This is a genomic window from Pseudomonas palmensis (genome assembly GCF_017848315.1).
GTDB classification, from domain to species: domain Bacteria; phylum Pseudomonadota; class Gammaproteobacteria; order Pseudomonadales; family Pseudomonadaceae; genus Aquipseudomonas; species Aquipseudomonas palmensis.
Window position 1 is genome coordinate 30469 of sequence record NZ_JAFKEC010000042.1, and the last position, 17199, is coordinate 47667.

The 17199-nt window shown below is 68.5% G+C and carries 21 protein-coding genes and 1 pseudogene; 12 read left to right on the forward strand and 10 right to left on the reverse strand.

Going from position 1 to position 17199, the window contains the following annotated elements; genetic code table 11:
• The first annotated feature begins 15 nt into the window (after positions 1-15).
• From JZZ72_RS19735 to ku, 3 genes are read left to right on the forward strand one after another with little or no spacing between them, the layout of a single operon-like run.
• The gene (locus tag JZZ72_RS19735) at positions 16-186 is read left to right on the forward strand and encodes a metallothionein (RefSeq protein WP_043860038.1); all 171 of its coding nucleotides are present in this window, start codon (positions 16-18) and stop codon (positions 184-186) included.
• 27 nt (positions 187-213) lie between these two features.
• The gene (locus JZZ72_RS19740; RefSeq protein ID WP_043860037.1) at positions 214-1122 is read left to right on the forward strand and encodes an SDR family oxidoreductase; all 909 of its coding nucleotides are present in this window, start codon (positions 214-216) and stop codon (positions 1120-1122) included.
• Positions 1123-1136: 14 nt separating this feature from the next.
• A complete protein-coding gene (gene ku / locus JZZ72_RS19745) occupies positions 1137-1967 on the forward strand; it encodes a non-homologous end joining protein Ku (protein WP_210014985.1) in 831 nt (276 codons plus the stop codon).
• 78 nt (positions 1968-2045) lie between these two features.
• Here the strand turns inward: ku and JZZ72_RS19750 are convergent, their stop codons facing one another.
• Positions 2046-2417 carry a DUF4440 domain-containing protein gene (locus JZZ72_RS19750; RefSeq protein ID WP_210014986.1) on the reverse strand — a complete coding sequence of 124 codons (372 nt, stop codon included), beginning with the start codon at positions 2415-2417 and terminating at the stop codon, positions 2046-2048.
• Positions 2418-2422: 5 nt separating this feature from the next.
• The gene (locus tag JZZ72_RS19755) at positions 2423-3616 is read right to left on the reverse strand and encodes an MFS transporter (protein ID WP_210014987.1); all 1194 of its coding nucleotides are present in this window, start codon (positions 3614-3616) and stop codon (positions 2423-2425) included.
• A 113-nt stretch (positions 3617-3729) separates the two neighbouring features.
• Here JZZ72_RS19755 and JZZ72_RS19760 point away from each other — a divergent pair, with 113 nt between their 5' ends.
• A complete protein-coding gene (locus tag JZZ72_RS19760) occupies positions 3730-4617 on the forward strand; it encodes a LysR family transcriptional regulator (protein ID WP_210014988.1) in 888 nt (295 codons plus the stop codon).
• Positions 4618-4695: 78 nt separating this feature from the next.
• On the opposite strand, the gene JZZ72_RS19765 is transcribed toward JZZ72_RS19760, so the two are convergent.
• The 8 genes from JZZ72_RS19765 to alkB form a co-directional block, all read right to left on the reverse strand.
• Positions 4696-5616, reverse strand: a complete 921-nt coding sequence (locus JZZ72_RS19765; protein ID WP_210014989.1) for a DUF72 domain-containing protein — start codon at positions 5614-5616, stop codon at positions 4696-4698.
• Entirely contained in the window at positions 5613-6272 is a 660-nt protein-coding gene (locus JZZ72_RS19770; protein WP_043860031.1) for a glycosyltransferase, read from the reverse strand. The genes JZZ72_RS19765 and JZZ72_RS19770 overlap by 4 nt, the downstream gene beginning before the upstream one ends.
• The gene (locus JZZ72_RS19775) at positions 6269-6868 is read right to left on the reverse strand and encodes a class I SAM-dependent methyltransferase (RefSeq protein ID WP_054914437.1); all 600 of its coding nucleotides are present in this window, start codon (positions 6866-6868) and stop codon (positions 6269-6271) included. Before JZZ72_RS19775 ends, JZZ72_RS19770 begins: the two co-directional genes overlap by 4 nt.
• An 11-nt stretch (positions 6869-6879) precedes the next feature.
• On the reverse strand, positions 6880-7641 hold the full coding sequence (locus JZZ72_RS19780; RefSeq protein WP_088515078.1) for a PIG-L deacetylase family protein: 762 nt from the start codon (positions 7639-7641) through the stop codon (positions 6880-6882).
• On the reverse strand, positions 7638-8681 hold the full coding sequence (locus tag JZZ72_RS19785) for an acyl-CoA dehydrogenase family protein (protein WP_210014990.1): 1044 nt from the start codon (positions 8679-8681) through the stop codon (positions 7638-7640). Before JZZ72_RS19785 ends, JZZ72_RS19780 begins: the two co-directional genes overlap by 4 nt.
• Positions 8678-8950, reverse strand: coding sequence for a hypothetical protein (locus JZZ72_RS19790; protein ID WP_078481216.1), 273 nt, complete (start codon positions 8948-8950; stop codon positions 8678-8680). Before JZZ72_RS19790 ends, JZZ72_RS19785 begins: the two co-directional genes overlap by 4 nt.
• Positions 8947-11454 carry a DNA ligase D gene (gene ligD / locus JZZ72_RS19795; RefSeq protein ID WP_210014991.1) on the reverse strand — a complete coding sequence of 836 codons (2508 nt, stop codon included), beginning with the start codon at positions 11452-11454 and terminating at the stop codon, positions 8947-8949. Before ligD ends, JZZ72_RS19790 begins: the two co-directional genes overlap by 4 nt.
• 61 nt (positions 11455-11515) lie before the next feature.
• A complete protein-coding gene (gene alkB, locus JZZ72_RS19800; RefSeq protein ID WP_054914441.1) occupies positions 11516-12181 on the reverse strand; it encodes a DNA oxidative demethylase AlkB in 666 nt (221 codons plus the stop codon).
• 111 nt (positions 12182-12292) lie between these two features.
• Here alkB and JZZ72_RS19805 point away from each other — a divergent pair, with 111 nt between their 5' ends.
• The 8 genes and pseudogenes from JZZ72_RS19805 to JZZ72_RS19840 form a co-directional block, all read left to right on the forward strand.
• The gene (locus JZZ72_RS19805; protein ID WP_213085977.1) at positions 12293-12694 is read left to right on the forward strand and encodes a hypothetical protein; all 402 of its coding nucleotides are present in this window, start codon (positions 12293-12295) and stop codon (positions 12692-12694) included.
• A gap of 145 nt (positions 12695-12839) precedes the next feature.
• On the forward strand, positions 12840-13676 hold the full coding sequence (locus tag JZZ72_RS19810; protein ID WP_210014992.1) for an urease accessory protein UreD: 837 nt from the start codon (positions 12840-12842) through the stop codon (positions 13674-13676).
• Positions 13677-13687: 11 nt separating this feature from the next.
• Positions 13688-13990: an urease subunit gamma gene (locus JZZ72_RS19815; protein WP_043859641.1), complete on the forward strand. Its 303-nt coding sequence runs from the start codon at positions 13688-13690 to the stop codon at positions 13988-13990.
• A gap of 18 nt (positions 13991-14008) precedes the next feature.
• Positions 14009-14326 (forward strand): urease subunit beta, encoded by a 318-nt coding sequence (locus JZZ72_RS19820; protein ID WP_054914443.1) that lies wholly within the window; start codon positions 14009-14011, stop codon positions 14324-14326.
• Entirely contained in the window at positions 14323-16026 is a 1704-nt protein-coding gene (ureC, locus tag JZZ72_RS19825; protein WP_043859639.1) for an urease subunit alpha, read from the forward strand. Before JZZ72_RS19820 ends, ureC begins: the two co-directional genes overlap by 4 nt.
• A gap of 9 nt (positions 16027-16035) precedes the next feature.
• Entirely contained in the window at positions 16036-16521 is a 486-nt protein-coding gene (ureE, locus tag JZZ72_RS19830; RefSeq protein WP_210014993.1) for an urease accessory protein UreE, read from the forward strand.
• A gap of 20 nt (positions 16522-16541) precedes the next feature.
• Positions 16542-17087, forward strand: a complete 546-nt coding sequence (locus JZZ72_RS19835) for a HupE/UreJ family protein (protein WP_058540237.1) — start codon at positions 16542-16544, stop codon at positions 17085-17087.
• A pseudogene (locus tag JZZ72_RS19840) lies at positions 17087-17199 on the forward strand (urease accessory protein UreF); the annotation flags it as partial. The gene JZZ72_RS19835 and the pseudogene JZZ72_RS19840, both read left to right, overlap by 1 nt.

A 17199-nucleotide genomic window follows, 5' to 3' on the forward strand; every position in this document is an offset into this window, starting at 1 on the left:
TCAGGAGTCAAGACCATGGACCAACAGACCTGTGCCTGCCCGGACTGCAACTGCAAGGTCGGCGACAACCCCGTGCAACGCGAAGGCAAGTCTTATTGCTGTCAGGCCTGCGCCGATCATCACCCGGCCGGCAAACCCTGTTCTGCCAGTGGCTGCGGCTGCGCCAGGCAGGCCCCCACGCACTGAGGCACTGAACCGTACCGGAGGATCCCGATGTCGACGCCAAAACCCAGCAACCAGTACAGCATGCGCAACCCGCTGACCCAGTACCCGCAACCGCCGTTTCCGGCCCAGGGCCAATCGGCGCCTGGGCTGGATAGCGGCATGCAACCCAAGCCGGACCACGGTGAGCACAGCTACCAGGGCTTTGGCCGGCTCCAGGGGCGCAAGGCGCTGATCACGGGCGCCGACTCCGGGATCGGCCGTGCGGTGGCCATCGCCTTTGCCCGCGAGGGTGCGGACATCGTGCTCAACTACCTGCCCATCGAGCACAGCGATGCCAAGGAAGTCATCCAGTTGATCGAGGCCGAGGGCCGGCGTGCCATCGCCTTGCCGGGCGACCTCAAGGACGAGGCCTTTTGCCGCGAACTGGTCAGCCAGGCCCACGACCAGTTGGGTGGGCTGGACATCCTGGTCAACGTGGCAGGCAAGCAGGTGGCGCGCAAGCAGGTGGGCCAGGTCAGCAGCGAACAGTTCGACGCCACCATGAAGACCAACGTGTACGCGCTGTTCTGGCTGTGCCAGGCGGCCGTGCCGCTGATGCCGGCCGGGGCCACCATCATCAACACCGCATCGATCCAGTCGTACCAGCCGTCGGCGACCCTGCTCGACTACGCCACCACCAAGGCGGCGATCGTGGCCTTTACCAAGGCCCTGGCCAAGCAGGTGATCGAGCGCGGCATCCGTGTCAACGCGGTGGCACCGGGGCCGATCTGGACGGTGCTGCAGCCCAGCGGCGGGCAGCCGCCGGAGAAGATCCCCGACTTCGGCGGGCACACGCCGATGAAGCGCCCCGGCCAGCCGGCCGAGTGTGCGCCGTTGTACGTGCTGCTGGCGTCGCAGGAATCCAGTTACATCACCGGTGAAGTGTTTGGCGTGACCGGTGGCAACCCATTGCCTTAGGCGAGGAGACGAGCATGGCCAGCAGGGCGATCTGGAAGGGCGCGATCAGTTTCGGGCTGGTGCATATCCCGGTGTCGCTGACCACGGCGGTCAGCAGCGACCGGGTCGATTTCGACTGGCTCGACAAGCGCAGCATGGACCCGGTGGGCTACAAGCGGGTGAACAAGGTCACCGGCAAGGAGATCGACAAAGAGCATATCGTCAAGGGCGTGGCGTTCGAGAAGGGCCGCTATGTGGTGATCAGCGAGGACGAGATCCGCAAGGCGCGGCCCGAGGCCACCCAGACCATCGATATCTTCTCGTTCGTGGGCAGTGACGAGATCCCGCTGCAGCACTTCGACACGCCGTACTACCTGGCGCCGGACAAGCGCGGTGGCAAGGTCTATGCGCTGCTGCGCCAGACCCTGGAGAGCACCGGCAAGGTGGCGCTGGCCAAGGTGGTGCTGCATACCCAGCAGCACCTGGCGCTGCTGCGCCCGCTGGAGGACGCCCTGGTGATGATCACCCTGCGCTGGCCCGGTGAGGTCCGCGGGCTCGAAGGGCTGGAGCTGGACAAGAGCGTGAGCGCGGCCACGGTGGACAAGAAGGAGCTGCAGATGGCCAAGCGTCTGGTGGAGGACATGGCCGGGCACTGGACGCCGCAGGAGTACCACAACGACTTCAAGGACACCATCATGGCGCTGGTGGAGGAGAAGGCCAGCCAGGGCAAGATCGCCACCGTGGAGGCGCCCGAAGACCAGGCAGCAGGCAAGGGGGCGGACATCATCGACCTCACCGAGCTGCTCAAGCGCAGCCTGGGTGGGGGCAAGAAGGCGCCGGCCAGGAAGGCCGCACCTTCGCGGTAGGAGCCGGCGTTGCCGGCGAAGGCCACACTGCGGTCTGTCGGGCTTTTGCGGTGTTCGCTTCGCCAGCAAGGCTGGCTCCTACACAGGCTGCGGCGTTACCGCGGTCTCCTGCAAATGCAGCCACTTGCCCTGCGCGTCGAACACCACCGTCGACCAGCGCAGCGTGGTCTGGCCGCTGTCATCCTGCTGATGCTCGCGATAGGTCACCACCCCCGGCGCAACGTCGTGCATCTCATCGATCTCGATGCGCAGGCCAGGCCGTGAGCCATAGGCCTGGGCAAAAAAACTCTCCAGCTGCGCCTTGTCGAGCACCGTGCCCTTGAGCGTGAACATCGAGAACCCCTCGGCAAAGCGCTCCAGCAACGGCGGCCGTGCCTCGCCGGCCAGCCACTGGCGGATCTGCACATGCGCCTCCAGCACCTCTTCAAACCCCGCATTACGCTCTGGCATTGCACTCACTCCACAGGTTGAACAAACAGGGCCCGGGCGCCCGGCAGGCGCAGCACCCAGGGCAAGGGCAGCAAGGTCAGCGCGGCGCCCAGCGCCAGCGCTTGCGCGTAGGCTGTAGGCTCCGGCAATCGCCAGTCGAGCACTGCGCCGAGCAACGCCACCCCGAAAAAGAAACTCAACTGCCGGTTCAGGCTCCACAACGCACTGGCCGCGCCCATGGCCGCCTCGGGGATCGCCACGAACGCCGCCGTCTGCGCGGTGCTGCTGCACAGGCTGCTGCCCAGGCCCAGCAGCGCATACAGCAGCACCAGCCAACCGGGGTGGGCGACAAGCCAGGGGCTGGCCAACGCCAGCACCGCCAGGCTTTGAATGCCCATGCCGGCCAGCAGCAGCGGGCGTGGGCCCAGTGCGTTGAAGCGCCACCGGCTCAGGGCGATCGCCGCCAGCGCACCGGCGGCCCACGGCAGCATCAGCCCGCCGGTGGCAGTGGCGCTCAGGCCCAGCGTGCCTTGCAGGTACAGCGCCGCCACCAGGTTGATCCCCATGAACACGCCCGGTACGCACAGGTAGATGAGCATGGCGGTGTGCAGCAGTGGCTGGCGCAACAGGCGCAGGTCCAGGGCCGGCCGTACGCTGGGCTGGGGCCGACCGTCGGGCAGCCAGGCCAGCACCAGCGCGGCGCACGCCAGGGTGGGCGCAAGCAGGGCGAAGAACACCCAGCGCCAGTCGCTCTGGTCGGCCATCAGCCCGCCCAGCGCCGGCGACAGCGCCGGCACCAGCAGGGCCACCATCATCACCCGCGAGGTGAGGCCGGCGCGCTCGCTGGCGGGGCAGGCGCGGTAGGCCAGCGCCTGGCCCACCGGGATCAGCAGGCCGCCACCCAGGCCCTGCAGCAGGCGCCAGCCGATCAGTGCCTCGATGCTCCGGGCCGAGCCTGCCAGGGCACAGCCCAGGCCGAACAGGGCCAGCGACAGCAGCAGGGTGGCGCGCTCGCCGATGCGCTGCGCCAGCCCGTTACCCAGCGGGATGATCAGGGTCAGGCCGAGCATGTAGGCGTTGCCGACCCAGCCCAGCTGCGTGACCGAGGCGCCGAGCTGGCGCTGCAGGGCGGGGTAGGCGCTGTTGAGCACGAACAGGTTGAGCAGGTCGAGGGCAAAACCCATCAGGAAGATCAGGCTGACTTTGCTGCGAAAAGGCATGACGGGCGCCGCTGGAGAACGATGGGCGCAGTGTAGGGCGGTGCTGATGATTGAATAAGCCCCGCAATACTGCCACATTGGTCGGATTACTTTGACAATCAAGGGGTCTTTGCATGGTCAGCCTGGACCGTTTCGAGCTGTTTTGCACCGTGGTGGAGGCGGGGTCGTTCACGGCGGCGGCCACACGCCTGTGCCAGACCCGTGCCGCGGTCAGCTTCGGTATCAAGCAGCTGGAGGCGCAGCTGGGCGTGACCCTGCTGATCCGCACCACGCGCCGGGTGGCGTTGACCGATGCCGGCGAGGGCTTCTACCGTCAGTGCCTGCTGGTGCTGGAGCAGGCGCGGTTGGCCATCGAGCAGGCGCGTGCCGAGCATGGCGGGTTGCAGGGCAGCCTGCGGGTCACCTCCACGGTGGAGTACGGTTTGCGCGTGGTGGCGCCGGCCTTGCAGCTGTTCATGCGCGAGCACCCGTTGCTCAACGTGCGGCTGGAAACCCACACCAGCCACGCGGACCTGGTGCAGGAGCGCTTCGACGTGGCCATCCGGTTGGGGCAGGCGCAGGACTCAGGCTACCGCGGGGTGTGCCTGGAGACCTATGCAGTGCACCTGGTGATGGCGCCGGGCGTGGGCGTGCCGGGGGCGACGCTTGCCCAGGTGAACGCCTTGCCCAGGCTGGTGCATGGGCGTTTCGAGCGCCAGGCCGGTTGGGCGTTGCTCGATCAGAGGGGGGAGGCGGCGGTGTACGAGCCTTCGGGCCGGGCGGTGATGGTGGCAGACAATGCCTCGATCCTGCGTTCGTTCGCCTTGCAGGGGCTGGGCGTGGCGCTGCTGCCGGCCTGGTTGATCGAGGACGACCTGCGTACCGGGCGCCTGCTGGATGCATTGCCGGGGTATCGCTTTGTCGAGCAGAGCGTGTACGCACTGTACCCGGCCAGCAACCACGTGCCGCGCAAGGTGCGGGCCTGGATCGATTTTCTCAAGGGGTATGTGAGCGGCATGTAGGCGCCGGCGTTGCCGGCGAAGGGGCGCGCTGCGTTGGCCGGTGTTTCGCGGTGTCCGGTTCGCCAGCCAGGCGGGCTCCTACAGCGCAGCACCCGGTGTCGCTTCCAGGCCCTTGTCCAGCTTCAGCAGCTCCAGCAACCGTCTGGCGTCATAGGGCGCGCGCACCTTGATGTCGTTGTCGAAGTAGCAGTACACATCGCGATGCGCCGCCTTCGGCGCCGTACTCGCCGCATCGATCAAGCGCGCATCCCCAGGCTGCGCCCCGCGTTTCCACGCCTGGATACGCTTTTGCCAGCCGCGCAGGGCCGCCTCTGAATAACCGCTGCTGTACAGCGCCACATCCCCATGCAGGCGCATGTACACGAAGTCGCTGGTCAAGTCCTCCACATGCGGCCACTTCTTCGCCGTGTCGGCCACCACCAGCGCTACCCGGTACTTGCGCAGCAACGCCACGAACGCCGGGTCCAGAAAGCTCTCGTGACGCACCTCCACTGCATGGCGCACCACCTGCCGGTCGGCGCCCTCCAGGTAACCCGCACGCTGCATCCGCTCGGCACACTGCGCGGCCAGGGCCTTGGCCTGCTTGCCGGTGTGCGGCAGGCGCGCCAGAAACGCATCGAACAACCCCTCGTCGAAACGCATGTTCGGCGGGAACTGCCACAAGGTCGGCCCCAGCTTGCTGCCCAGCGACAGGGGGCCGGAGGCATAGAAGTTGGCCAGCGGTTCGTCGATCTCGCGCAGGCGCTTCACGTGGGTGATGAAGCGCGGCGCCTTGACGCTGAACACGAAGCCTGGCGGCGTTTCGGCCGCCCAGCCGGCGAAACGCTCGGGACGTTGCAGCGCATAGAAGGTGCCGTTGATCTCGATGCTGTTGACCGCCCGCGAGGCGAAGTGCAGCTCGTCCTTCTGGCGCAGGCCCTCGGGGTAGAAGTCGCCCCGCCACGGCACATAGCGCCAGCCCGAGATGCCGATATGGACCTGCGCCGCGCCACGGCTCACGGGGTAGCCGCCAGGGTGGTGAGGAAGTCGCCGAAGCCGCCCCGCGCCCGGCAGTCGCCACGGCTGCTGGTGGACACGCTGTTGCGTGCCGTCCACACGATACGCGCGCCGCTCAGCTCAAGGTCGCTGATCAGTTGCACGTCTTCGTCCAGCGGCACGGGCCGGAACCCGCCGACCCGCTGGTAGGCCCTGGCGCAGATGCCCAGGTTGGCGCCATGGATGTGCCGGTGGTCCTCGCGGGCCTGGTAGTGGGCCAGGTAACGCGCCTGCAACGCCGCATCCTGGTGCGCCTGCCATTGCTCCACGTGCACCGTGCCGCACACGGCGTCGGCGGCGCAGTCCAGCTGGCACACCAGCCAGTCGGCCGGCACGCAGCTGTCGGCGTCGGTGCAGGCCAGCCAGCGCGCGCCGCGCTCGAGCATCCAGCTGGCGCCGGCACGCCGGGCGTAGCCCACGTTGCGCGCAGTGACCTGCAGGGTGTGCACGCCGTGCGCCAGGGCAATGGCTTGGCTGGCATCGCTGCACTGGTCGAGCACCACCACGATCTCTACGCGCTCGCCAAGGGCCTCGGCCTGCGCCGCCGCCTGCCCGAGGGCGCGCAGGCAGGCCGGCAGGTACTGTTCTTCGTTATGCGCGGGGACGATCACGCCGATCATAGGCAAGGCTCCTGCAGGTCAATGGCACACGGCTGGCAACACCAGTATTCGAGCAGGAAGTCGGCTTCTTCGTGGCGCACGGCGCGGTACAGCGGCAGGCGCTGATCGAGCAGGGCGTGTACCTGGCGGCCATCCTGCGGGCAGCCGTCGATGGGGTGCAGCCAGTGGCAGGCCAGCAGCGCACCGCCAGGGCTCAGGCTGGCCACGGCCTGTTCGATCACCTGCAGCCACTGCGCGGGGTCGAGGTAGTAGCCGATCTCGCTGAGCACGATCAGGTCGAACTCGCCCCCCGGCCAGTCGCCGGGCAGGTGGCCCTGGCTCACACTGGCCTGGGGGCAGGCTGCCAGGCGCCGGCGCGCAAGCTCCACGGCAGTGGCATTGAGGTCCTGGCACAGCAGGGCCTCGGTGCGCTCGGCCAGCGCTGCACTGAGCTCGCCGTTGGCGCAGGCGGGCTCGAAGATGCGCGTGTAGTACTGGCGCGGCAGGCAGGCCAGGGTCAGGTCGCGCTTGCGCTTCTCGTACCAGCGGGTCCGAAAGGCCCAGGGGTCTTCATCGTGCTCGAACAGCTGTTCGAAATACTGCGGCGATACGCTCATGGAAACACCCGTCATAGAAACAGCAGTTCGAAAGGTTGCAGAAGGCGTTGCAGGGTGGTCTGGCTCAACACCGGTGGCTGCTCACCATCGGCATGGAGCTGGCTGGCATGCGCGGCGATGGCGGCGCGCTTGCGCGCAAGTTGCTGCGGGCTGAGCGCCAGCTTGCGCGCACGGCGCCACGGCAGGCGCGGGTCGTCCGGCCGGGCCCAGTGCCAGGCCCAGATCGGCACCTCGATCAGTTGCGCGCCCACGGTCTGCGCCGCCTGTGCGCTGGCACGGCCCACGGCCTCGTGGTCGCAGTGGCCGTCCAGGCGCCAGGTGCTCAGCACCCGGTCGTCGGGGCGCAGGCAACGCACCAGCGCATGGGCCAGCTGCGCTTCGTGCGCGGCCACGCCACTGTCGGCCAGGTGCAGGCGCTGCCAGGCCACCCGGTCTACGTCCAGCCCCAGCGCGGCCAGGGCTGCGCGGCTTTCCAGGGGGCGCTGCACGCGCAGGCGCTCGCCTGGCCAGGCGAGCGAGCCGGGGTGGCTGCCTTCGCCATCGGTCACCGACACCAGCAGCAACGCCTGCTCACGGCCGCAGAAGGTCGACAGCAGGCCACCGCAACCGAGCACCTCGTCATCCGGGTGGGGCGCCACCACCACCAGGCGCGCACCGGGGGGCAGCAGCTCATCGGCCTGCACCGTGGCGACCTGGGCCAGGGCGCTGGACGCCTGCCACAGCGACAATGGCGTGCCACTGCCGGCTGCCTTGATCGGGTTGTCGACGCTCATAGCTGCCACCCGCCGGCTTCACGCCCGGCCAGTTGCCGGCCCAGTTCGGCCAGGTCGCGCTCGGCGTGGCTCTGGCGCAGGAACACCGGCAGGTCGGCGCTGAGCCGGGCGAAGTGGCTGTTGCGGCAGAACGGGGTGGCACCCAGGGCGCGGCCCACGTGGGTCAGCACCAGGGTGGCGGCGTATTCGACCTGGGCGCGCACCCGGCGTACGGCGAACTGGGCATCGGCCTGGGGCTGTGCGTCGATCTGTGCGGCGCACTCGCGCAGGGCTGCAGCGGCGCCGCACAGGGCAGCGTCCACCGCGCCCAGGTGGGCGTCGGCGTGGGGGTCGGGGCGTGGCTGGCGACAGTGTTCGCGCAGGTAGTCGGCCAGGGCCTCGGCGGCGCCGTACCAGCAGGCGGCGATGCCGGCGCCGCCGTGCCAGAAGCCGGGGCGACTGAGGTACTGGCCAGGGCCACCCACCAGGTGCGCCGGGGTATGTTCCAGTTCCAGCTCGACGCTGGCGGTAATGCCCATGCCCACCGCCTGCCAGCCGTCTGCCACCCGGTGCAGACCCGTCTCGGCAAGGTCCAGCGCCACCAGTTGCGGCTGTTCGTCTTCGTCCCAGGCGGTGAGCAGGCCGTGGTCGATCTGCAGCGCGCCGGAGCACCAGGCCTTGCGCCCCTGCAGGTACACCCGCTGGTTGTCGCGAGCCACGATGCTCACCCGTGCGCTGGGCGGCTCGGCCGCCCATACGCCCCAGATCCCGTTGCCGGCCAGGTGCGCCCCGGCGCATTCGGCGAGTATCGCCAGGGCATCGGTATGCCCTTCATACAGCTTGGCCAGGGCCAGGTCGGCGCCGGCCACCCGCGCCAGGGTCTGCCAGCGCTGCAGCGTCTGGCCCTGGCCGGGCAACGGCAGGCGTTCCAGGCCGGCCGCCTGCAGGGCCTGCATCAGTTCGAGCAGCTGGCTGTCCAGGTTCAGCGGTTGCGGGCGCTCGGCGAACTGGCGCAGCAGGGTGTCCAGGCGGCCCAGGTCGAAGGTTTGAACAATGCTCATGAGGCGGACTCCTTGGGGCACGCAGCGTGGGTCGAGGTATTCTTTTTCAGGCCGCGCAGGTTCATGGCGCACAGGCAGAACTGCAGCACGATCAATGCCCAGGCCTCGGTCTGCCAGCCCCACACCACCCACAGCAGGTTGCTGGCCATGAAGCAGCAGAAGCCGATGCGCCGCCGACGCGGCTGACGCGAGCCGATCCACCAGGCTGCCACCAGGGTGAGCAGCATGGCCGGCCACTGCAGCAGGTCGATCCAGTCCAGGCCCTTCATGCCACGCCCATGCGCTTGCGCAGCGCCACGGTGAGCGACTGGCGGGTCTTGTCGTAGTCGGCCCAGGGGTCGTCGCCATTGGCCAGGCGCTCGCCCAGGTTGTGCAGGTTCCACTGGTTGGCGCCCTTGAGTTCGGTGAGCTCTTCGCGGCGGATCGGTACCGACACCGGCAGCCCTTCGCGGGCGCGCAGCGAATAGGCGCACACGGTAGTGGCGCCACGGGCGTTGCGCAGGTAGTCGATGAAGATGCGCCCCACGCGGTTCTTAGGCCCCGAAACGGCGGACAGCCGGTCGGGGAACAACCCGGCCATGTGGGTGACGATGGCATGGCTGAACGCCTTGACCTCGTCCCAGCCGGCACGCCGGGTCAGCGGCACCACCACGTGCATGCCCTTGCCGCCACTGGTTTTCAGAAACGCCTGCAGGCCCAGTTCGTCGAGCAGCGCCAGGGTCAGCTGGGTCGCTTCGACCATGGCCTTCCAGGGCAATGCCGGGTCGGGGTCGAGGTCGAGCACGAAACGGTCGGGTTTGTCGAAGTCCCTGGCGGTGGCGTTCCAGGTGTGCAGTTCCAGGGTGTTCATCTGTACCGCGCCCAGCAGGGTGTCGGCGCGGTCGATGATCATCACTGCCTGGCCGGCCTCGGCCTTGTCGTGACTCTCCAGGCCCGGGATGTTCAGCTGGGCGGCGTTCTTCTGGAAGAACAGCTCGCCGCTCAGGCCCTCCGGTGCGCGCACCAGCGCCACGGGGCGGCGCTTGAGGTGCGGCAGGATCCATTCGGCGACCTGGGCGTAGTACTCGGCCACCTGGCGTTTGTCGGTGCCGCTGCTGGCGTCGATCACCCGGTCGGGGTGGGTGATGCGCAGGGTGTTGTCGGAGGCTTTGCGGGTAGGCGCTTTCACGGGTTTCTCCAGGCCGATGGCGCGGGCCGGCTTGTCTTCGCGCAGGCCATGGAACACCGAATGGCGTACCACCCCTTCGCGGGTCATCTGGGCGTAGGCCACCTCGGCCAGCAGCTGCGGCCTGAGCCAGTGCACGCCGCGGGCTTCGGCGCCGGTGGGTGGGTTGGCAACCGCGGGCTTTTTCACCTCGAGCGGGGTGAGGCGCTGGAGCAGGCTCTGCAGGGTGGCGGTATTGAAGCCGGTGCCGACCTTGCCGGCGTAGCGCAGCTGGCCGCTGTCGGCGTCGTGCACCCCCAGCAGCAGGGCGCCGAAGGCGGCGCGGCTGCCCTTGGGTTCGGTGAAGCCGACGATCACGAATTCCTGGCGCTGCTTGCACTTGAGCTTGATCCAGTCGTGACTGCGCCGCGATACATAGAGGCTGTCGGCACGTTTGCCGATCAGGCCCTCCATCTGCATCTGGCAGGCGCTGGCCAGCAGGGACTCGGGGGCTTCGTCGAAGTCGGCACTCAAACGCAGGCGTTGTTCGTCGGCCGGTTCAAGCACGGCCGCCAGGGCGGCGCGCCGCTCCTGCAACGGGCATTGGCGCAGGTCCATGCCATTGAGGTAGGGCAGGTCGAACAGGTAGTAGACGATGTTGGCATCGGTGTCGCTGTCGAAGGCGTTCTGTAGGGCCTGGAAGTCGGCGATACCCTCGGCGTTGGCCACCACCACTTCGCCATCCAGCCAGGCCGAGCTCAGCCCCAGGCTGGCCAGGGCCTTGGCCTGCAGCGGCATGCGCGTGGTCCAGTCGTGGCCGTTGCGGGTGAACAGGCGCACGTCGTCGCCGTCGATGCGCGCCAGGATGCGGTAGCCGTCGAACTTGACCTCGTAGCGCCAGTCGCCTTGTGGCGGGGTTTCCACCAGGGTGGCCAGTTGCGGCGTGAGGGCGGCGGGCAGGGTGGCCTTCCTGGCCGCACTCAGTGTGCCGGCCCTGGCTGGGCGGCGAGGCGGGGGCGCGGCCTTGGGCTTGTCCTTGTCCTTGTCTTTGCCCTTGCCCTTGGTGCGGGGGATCAGGCTGCGCTCGCTGAGCACGCTGTCGGGTTGGGCCTGCAGCACGTCGTAGGCGGCCTCGGCGCGGGCAGCCTCGTCGTCGGACTTGACCAGCATCCACTGTTCCTTCTTGCCGCCAAGGCGGGTGCGAAACAGATGCCAGGTGCCGTTCAGCTTTTCGCCCTGCAGGCGAAAGCGCAGCTTGCCGCTGGCATAGCCCTGGGCCGGGTCGCCCTCGGGCAGCCACACGCCGCGGTCCCACACGATCACTTCGCCCGCACCGTAATGGCCTGCGGGGATGCTGCCCTCGAAGCTGGCGTAGTCCAGCGGGTGGTCTTCGACGTGGACGGCCAGGCGCTTGACCTTGGGGTCCAGTGACGGGCCCTTGGGGATGGCCCAGCTCTTGAGGGTGCCGTTCAGCTCCAGGCGAAAGTCGTAATGCAGGTGGCTGGCGTCGTGCTTCTGGATGCAGAACTGCAATGCCTGCGCGCGCGCACCGCGGCGGGCCTTGCCGGCCGGCTCCGGGGTGGCGTCGAAGTTGCGCTTGCGCTGGTATTCCTGCAGTGGCTTGGCCATTGCCGTGCTCCATCGTTCATACAAACCCTATGAAGTGGGAGGGGCGCAGACCGGCGGGAGTTCAATCGGGTTGACCGGCCTTGCGCAGGGTCAGGTTGATGCGGCGGGCGCCCAGCAGTGGGTGCTCGCCGTCCTTGAGCGGGTTGACCCCGTGAAAGCGCAGGCGATCCTCGCCGCCCCAGACCATCACGTCGCCGTGCTGCAGGCCGACCTTGCGGGTGGGCTCGCTGCGGGTGTGCCCGCCGAACAGGAACACCGCCGGCAGGCCCAGCGAGATCGACACGATGGGCTGGCTGAAGTCGCGTTCGTTGCGGTCCTGGTGCAGGGTCAGGCGGTTGCCGGGCTGGTAGTGGTTGATCAGGCAGGCGTCGGGCCTGAAATGGGCGAAGCCGGCGGCCTCTGCGGCGGCAGCGGCCAGCTCGGCGAGCAGCGTGGGCAGGGCAGGCCAGGGCTTGCCGGTGAGCGGGTCGAAGGGGCTGTAGCGGTAGCCCAGGCGGTCGCTGACCCAGCCCAGTGGCCCGCAATTGGTGACCGCCACCTCGATGGTGCGCCCGCCGGGGGTGAGCTGGTTGCGAAACGGTGCGGCGCGCAGCACCGTGCGCAGGGCCGGCAGCAGGGGCTCGACGAGGTCCAGGGCAAAGCCTGGCAGCAGCAGCGTCTGCTTGCCGATCCATTCGGGGGCGCCGAGGGCAGGTGGGCCGAACAGGTCGAGTTCGGGTTGTTTCATGCAAGGATCTCCAGTGACGCCTTCGCCGGCAACGCCAGCGCCTGCAGGCGACGCAAACCGGGCAGGAGCGGGCGTTGCCGGCGCAGGGGCCGGTGACTATGCTTGGGCCTCATGGAGCCCATCATACCGCTGCGCCAACCCTGCCCACCCGGTGCCTGCATCTGCGAGCGCGAACGCCTGCTCCAAACGCCGGGCGCCGACCTGCGCATTCTGCGCCTGACCCGCCAGGAAGAAAACCGCCTGCTCCAACGCCTGGAAAACCTGCAGAGCCTGCCCGACCTCGAACACCTGCAGCGCCGCCTGTTCGATCAGCTCGGCATCCAGGTGCACATCGCCCCCGGCCCCAATGAAGTGCGCACCATGCGCGGTATCCGTATCGAGGTCGAGGGCCCGCCAGGGTTGTGCCGCAAGACCCGTCAGAGCATACCGGCGGCCATCCGCCGCGCCCTCGAAAGACGTCCCGAGATCGCCTACCGGCTGCTCGACGCCCATGACCTGTTTGGCCAGCAGTAACCATCGCAGGGCGTTTCCTACGCCGTGACCACGCCAATGCACAACATTGGCTCGCAACCTGCATTGCCCCTGGCATCGATAGCTGATCGATTGGTCAGACACCGGCCTTGCCGTGTCGCCACTCCATTGCCCAGGGCCGCCGTGCATGACGCAAGCTCAACGATTTATCCCCGCGCCGGTTGATCCGGCCGGCTGGAACGCCGAACTGAACCTGCGCTTCGTCGCAGGTCAGGGGCGGACCCGAATTGGTGCACGCCAGCATTTCGGCCCACTTCTGGTGCAGCGCCCGTTCTACCCCGAAGGCGACCCCTGCCATGTGTATGTGCTGCACCCCCCGGGCGGTGTGGTGGGGGGTGATCGCCTGGCCCTGAATCTGCATCTGGAGCCGGGCAGCCATGCGCTGCTGACCATGCCAGGCGCCACCAAGTTCTACCGCAGCGCCGGGCCCACCTCGGTGCTGCGCCAGCGCTTTCACCTGGCCGAGGGCAGCACCCTGGAGTGGCTGCCCCAGGACAGCATCTGCTTCCCCGGCGCGCGGGTATCGCTGCACAGCCATTTCAGCCTGGCCCCCGGCGCGCGCCTGCTGGCCTGGGAAACCCTGTGCCTGGGCCGCCCGGTAATGGGCGAGGCCTTCAGCCATGGCGCCGTGGACAGCCGGCTGCAGGTGGACATGCCCGACGACCCCGGCCTGCACGAGCGCCTGCGCCTGCAGGGTGGGCACCTGCACAAGCTGGGCGGCCACCCGCTGCTGGCCACCTTCTGCGCCGCCCCGGCCAACGAGCAACTGCTTGAACAGGTGCGCGAACTGACCCACCCGCTGCCGGTGCCCGCCGGCGCCACGCTGCTTGGCCAGCTGCTGGTAGTGCGCCTGCTCGACCACGACAACCAACGCCTGCAATCCACCCTGCAGCGGCTGTGGCGCGCCCTGCGACCGATCGTCGTCGGCTTGCCGCCATGCCCGCCGCGCATCTGGGCCACTTGAGAGACCGCACCATGGAGCTGACCCCGAGAGAGAAAGACAAACTGCTGCTGTTCACCGCCGCGTTGCTCGCCGAGCGCCGCCTGGCCCGTGGCCTGAAGCTCAACTACCCCGAGGCGGTGGCGCTGATCAGTGCCAGCGTGATGGAAGGTGCCCGCGACGGGCGCACGGTGGCCGAGCTGATGAGCCTGGGCCGCGAAGTGCTGGGGCGTGACCAGGTGATGGAAGGTGTCAGCGAGATGATCCACGACGTGCAGGTGGAAGCGACCTTTCCCGACGGGACCAAGCTGGTCACCGTCCACGACCCTATCGTCTGACCTGCCCAGGAGCAGCCCATGATTCCCGGAGAAATCCAGGTCGCCGACGGCGACATCGAACTCAACGCCGGTCGCGCCACGATCAGCGTCAGCGTGGCCAACCATGGCGACCGGCCGATCCAGGTCGGCTCGCACTATCACTTCTACGAGGTCAACGCCTTTCTGGTGTTCGAGCGCGAGGCCACCCGCGGCTTTCGCCTGGACATCGCCGCCGGCACTGCCGTGCGCTTCGAACCCGGCCAGGCGCGCACCGTCAACCTGGTGGCCTATGCCGGCAAGCGCGAGGTGTATGGCTTCCAGGGCCGGGTGATGGGCAAGCTGGAGGCCGTGGCATGAGCCGTATTTCCCGGCGTGCCTATGCCGACATGTTCGGCCCCACCGTGGGCGACCGCGTGCGCCTGGCCGACACCGAGCTGTGGGTGGAGGTCGAGCAGGACTTCACGGTCTACGGTGAAGAGGTCAAGTTCGGCGGCGGCAAGGTGATCCGCGACGGCATGGGCCAGGGCCAGATGCTGGCCGCCGAGGCCATGGACCTGGTGCTGACCAACGCCCTGATCATCGACCACTGGGGCATCGTCAAGGCCGATATCGGCGTGAAGAACGGGCGCATCTTCGGCATCGGCAAGGCCGGCAACCCCGACGTGCAGCCCGGCGTGACCCTGGCGGTGGGGCCGGGCACCGAGGTGATCGCCGCCGAGGGCAAGATCGTCACCGCCGGCGGCATCGACTCGCACATTCATTTCATCTGCCCGCAGCAGGTCGACGAGGCGCTGGTGTCGGGCATCACCACCTTCATCGGCGGCGGCACCGGGCCGGCCACCGGCACCAACGCCACCACCTGTACTTCGGGCACCTGGTACCTGGCGCGCATGCTCCAGGCCGCCGACGAACTGCCGATCAACATCGGCCTGCTGGGCAAGGGCAATGCCTCGCAACCCCAGGCCCTGCGCGAGCAGATCGAGGCCGGGGCGGTGGGGCTCAAGCTGCACGAAGACTGGGGCTCGACCCCGGCGGCCATCGACTGTTGCCTGGGCGTGGCCGAGGCGATGGACGTGCAGGTGGCGCTGCACAGCGACACCCTCAACGAAAGCGGCTGCATCGAAGACACCCTGGCCGCCATCGGCGACCGCACCATCCACACCTTCCATACCGAAGGCGCGGGCGGCGGGCATGCGCCGGACATCATCCGTGCGGCGGGCTACGCCAACGTGCTGCCGTCCTCCACCAACCCGACCCTGCCGTACACCGTCAACACCGTGGACGAGCACCTGGACATGCTGATGGTGTGCCACCACCTGGACACCAGCATCCCCGAGGACGTGGCCTTCGCCGAGTCGCGCATCCGCCGCGAGACGATTGCCGCCGAAGACATCCTGCACGACATCGGCGCGTTCTCGATGACCTCGTCCGACTCCCAGGCCATGGGCCGGGTGGGCGAGGTGGTGCTGCGCACCTGGCAGGTGGCGCACCAGATGAAACTGCGCCGCGGCCCGTTGGCGCCTGACACCGCGCGCAGCGACAACTTCCGGGTCAAGCGCTACATCGCCAAGTACACCATCAACCCGGCGCTGACCCATGGCATCGCCCATGAAGTCGGTTCGCTGGAGGCCGGCAAGCTGGCCGACCTGGTGCTGTGGTCGCCGGCGTTCTTCGGGGTCAAGCCTGCACTGGTGCTCAAGGGCGGGATGATCGTGATGGCGCCGATGGGCGACATCAACGGCTCGATCCCCACGCCGCAGCCGGTGCACTACCGGCCGATGTTCGGCGCCCTGGGCCAGGCGCGCAACGCCACGCGCATGACGTTCCTGTCCCAGGCCGCGGTGGAGCGTGGCGTTCACCATGAACTGCGCCTGCGCAGCCTGATCGGCGTGGCCCGGGGCTGTCGCACGGTGCGCAAGGCCGACATGCTGCACAACGGGCTGATGCCCACCATCGAAGTGGATTCACAAACCTATGAGGTACGCGCCGACGGCGAGCTGCTGGTGTGCGAACCGGCCAGCGTGCTGCCGATGGCGCAGCGTTATTTTCTGTTTTGAGGAGCGAGCATGATCCTGTTGACGCAACGCCTGAACCAGGCCGCACACATCGGCGCCACTGCCACCCTGAGCCTGGATACGCGCATCAAGAGCCGCGTGCGCATCACCCTGGATGACGGGCGCGAGGCCGGGCTGATGCTCGAACGCGGCCAGCTGATTCGCGGCGGCGAGCTGCTGGCCGACGCCCAGGGGCGTGAGGTGATTCGCGTGCTGGCGGCGCCGGAGCAGGTTTCGACGGTGCGCTGCGCCGACACGCTGGCGCTGGCCCGCGCCGCCTATCACCTGGGCAATCGGCATGTGCCGTTGCAGATCGAGCGCGATTTCGTGCGGTACCAGCACGACCATGTGCTGGACGACATGGTGCGTGGCTTCGGCCTTGAGGTGACGGTGGAGCAGGCGCCGTTCGAGCCCGAGGCCGGCGCCTACCAGAGCGCGCCGCACAGCCACAGCCACAACGATCACCCCTTTGTTCGCGTGCCTGGCCACGCCCACTGATTTCGACATGGAGTTGCACGATGAAAAAGACCCTCGCGTTTGCCTTGCTGCTGATCGCCGTCCCTGCGTTCGCCCACCCCGGCCACGACAGCAACCCCCTGCAGGACGGGTTGCTGCACCCGCTCACCGGGCTTGACCACCTGCTGATGCTGCTGGGCACCGGGGTGCTGGCCGCCCTGACCGGGCGCACCCTGGCGCTGCCGCTGGCCACGCTGGCGGCGATGTTCGGCGGCGCGCTGATGGGCCATCTGTTCGGGGGCGTGATCGGCATGGAGAGCATGATCATCGGCTCGCTGCTGGTGGCCGCCGCGGCGCTGCTGCTGCCCAGCCGCCAGGTGCTGCTGGCGCTGGTCATGCCGGTGTTCGCGCTGTTTCACGGCTGGGCCCACGGCGTCGAAGCCAGCCCGGGCGCGTTCTGGGTGTTCAGCGCAGGCTTTGTCGCGGTCAGCGGCCTGTTGCTGCTGGCAGGCTATGGCGCCGGGCGCCTGTTGCGCCGTCACCCTGGGCTGCAGAAGGCCTGTGGCGGCGGCCTGCTGGCCGGTGCCGCCCTGGTGCTGGCCGGCTGATGAGCGCCAACCTGCAGTTGCTGCGCCTGCTGCAACTGGTCAGCGCCAACCTGCCGGTGGGGGGCTTCACCTATTCCCAGGGGTTGGAGTGGGCGGTGGAGGCGGGCTGGGT

Excerpts from the sequence above, each read along its gene's own strand:
- JZZ72_RS19735 (WP_043860038.1), top strand. The coding sequence starts at position 16 with ATGGACCAACAGACCTGTGCCTGCCCGGACTGCAACTGCAAGGTCGGC.
- JZZ72_RS19740 (WP_043860037.1), top strand. The coding sequence starts at position 214 with ATGTCGACGCCAAAACCCAGCAACCAGTACAGCATGCGCAACCCGCTG.
- ku (WP_210014985.1), top strand. The coding sequence starts at position 1,137 with ATGGCCAGCAGGGCGATCTGGAAGGGCGCGATCAGTTTCGGGCTGGTG.
- JZZ72_RS19750 (WP_210014986.1), bottom strand. The coding sequence starts at position 2,417 with ATGCCAGAGCGTAATGCGGGGTTTGAAGAGGTGCTGGAGGCGCATGTG.
- JZZ72_RS19755 (WP_210014987.1), bottom strand. The coding sequence starts at position 3,616 with ATGCCTTTTCGCAGCAAAGTCAGCCTGATCTTCCTGATGGGTTTTGCC.
- JZZ72_RS19760 (WP_210014988.1), top strand. The coding sequence starts at position 3,730 with ATGGTCAGCCTGGACCGTTTCGAGCTGTTTTGCACCGTGGTGGAGGCG.
- JZZ72_RS19770 (WP_043860031.1), bottom strand. The coding sequence starts at position 6,272 with ATGATCGGCGTGATCGTCCCCGCGCATAACGAAGAACAGTACCTGCCG.
- JZZ72_RS19775 (WP_054914437.1), bottom strand. The coding sequence starts at position 6,868 with ATGAGCGTATCGCCGCAGTATTTCGAACAGCTGTTCGAGCACGATGAA.
- JZZ72_RS19780 (WP_088515078.1), bottom strand. The coding sequence starts at position 7,641 with ATGAGCGTCGACAACCCGATCAAGGCAGCCGGCAGTGGCACGCCATTG.
- JZZ72_RS19785 (WP_210014990.1), bottom strand. The coding sequence starts at position 8,681 with ATGAGCATTGTTCAAACCTTCGACCTGGGCCGCCTGGACACCCTGCTG.
- JZZ72_RS19790 (WP_078481216.1), bottom strand. The coding sequence starts at position 8,950 with ATGAAGGGCCTGGACTGGATCGACCTGCTGCAGTGGCCGGCCATGCTG.
- ligD (WP_210014991.1), bottom strand. The coding sequence starts at position 11,454 with ATGGCCAAGCCACTGCAGGAATACCAGCGCAAGCGCAACTTCGACGCC.
- alkB (WP_054914441.1), bottom strand. The coding sequence starts at position 12,181 with ATGAAACAACCCGAACTCGACCTGTTCGGCCCACCTGCCCTCGGCGCC.
- JZZ72_RS19805 (WP_213085977.1), top strand. The coding sequence starts at position 12,293 with ATGGAGCCCATCATACCGCTGCGCCAACCCTGCCCACCCGGTGCCTGC.
- JZZ72_RS19810 (WP_210014992.1), top strand. The coding sequence starts at position 12,840 with ATGACGCAAGCTCAACGATTTATCCCCGCGCCGGTTGATCCGGCCGGC.
- JZZ72_RS19815 (WP_043859641.1), top strand. The coding sequence starts at position 13,688 with ATGGAGCTGACCCCGAGAGAGAAAGACAAACTGCTGCTGTTCACCGCC.
- JZZ72_RS19820 (WP_054914443.1), top strand. The coding sequence starts at position 14,009 with ATGATTCCCGGAGAAATCCAGGTCGCCGACGGCGACATCGAACTCAAC.
- ureC (WP_043859639.1), top strand. The coding sequence starts at position 14,323 with ATGAGCCGTATTTCCCGGCGTGCCTATGCCGACATGTTCGGCCCCACC.
- ureE (WP_210014993.1), top strand. The coding sequence starts at position 16,036 with ATGATCCTGTTGACGCAACGCCTGAACCAGGCCGCACACATCGGCGCC.
- JZZ72_RS19835 (WP_058540237.1), top strand. The coding sequence starts at position 16,542 with ATGAAAAAGACCCTCGCGTTTGCCTTGCTGCTGATCGCCGTCCCTGCG.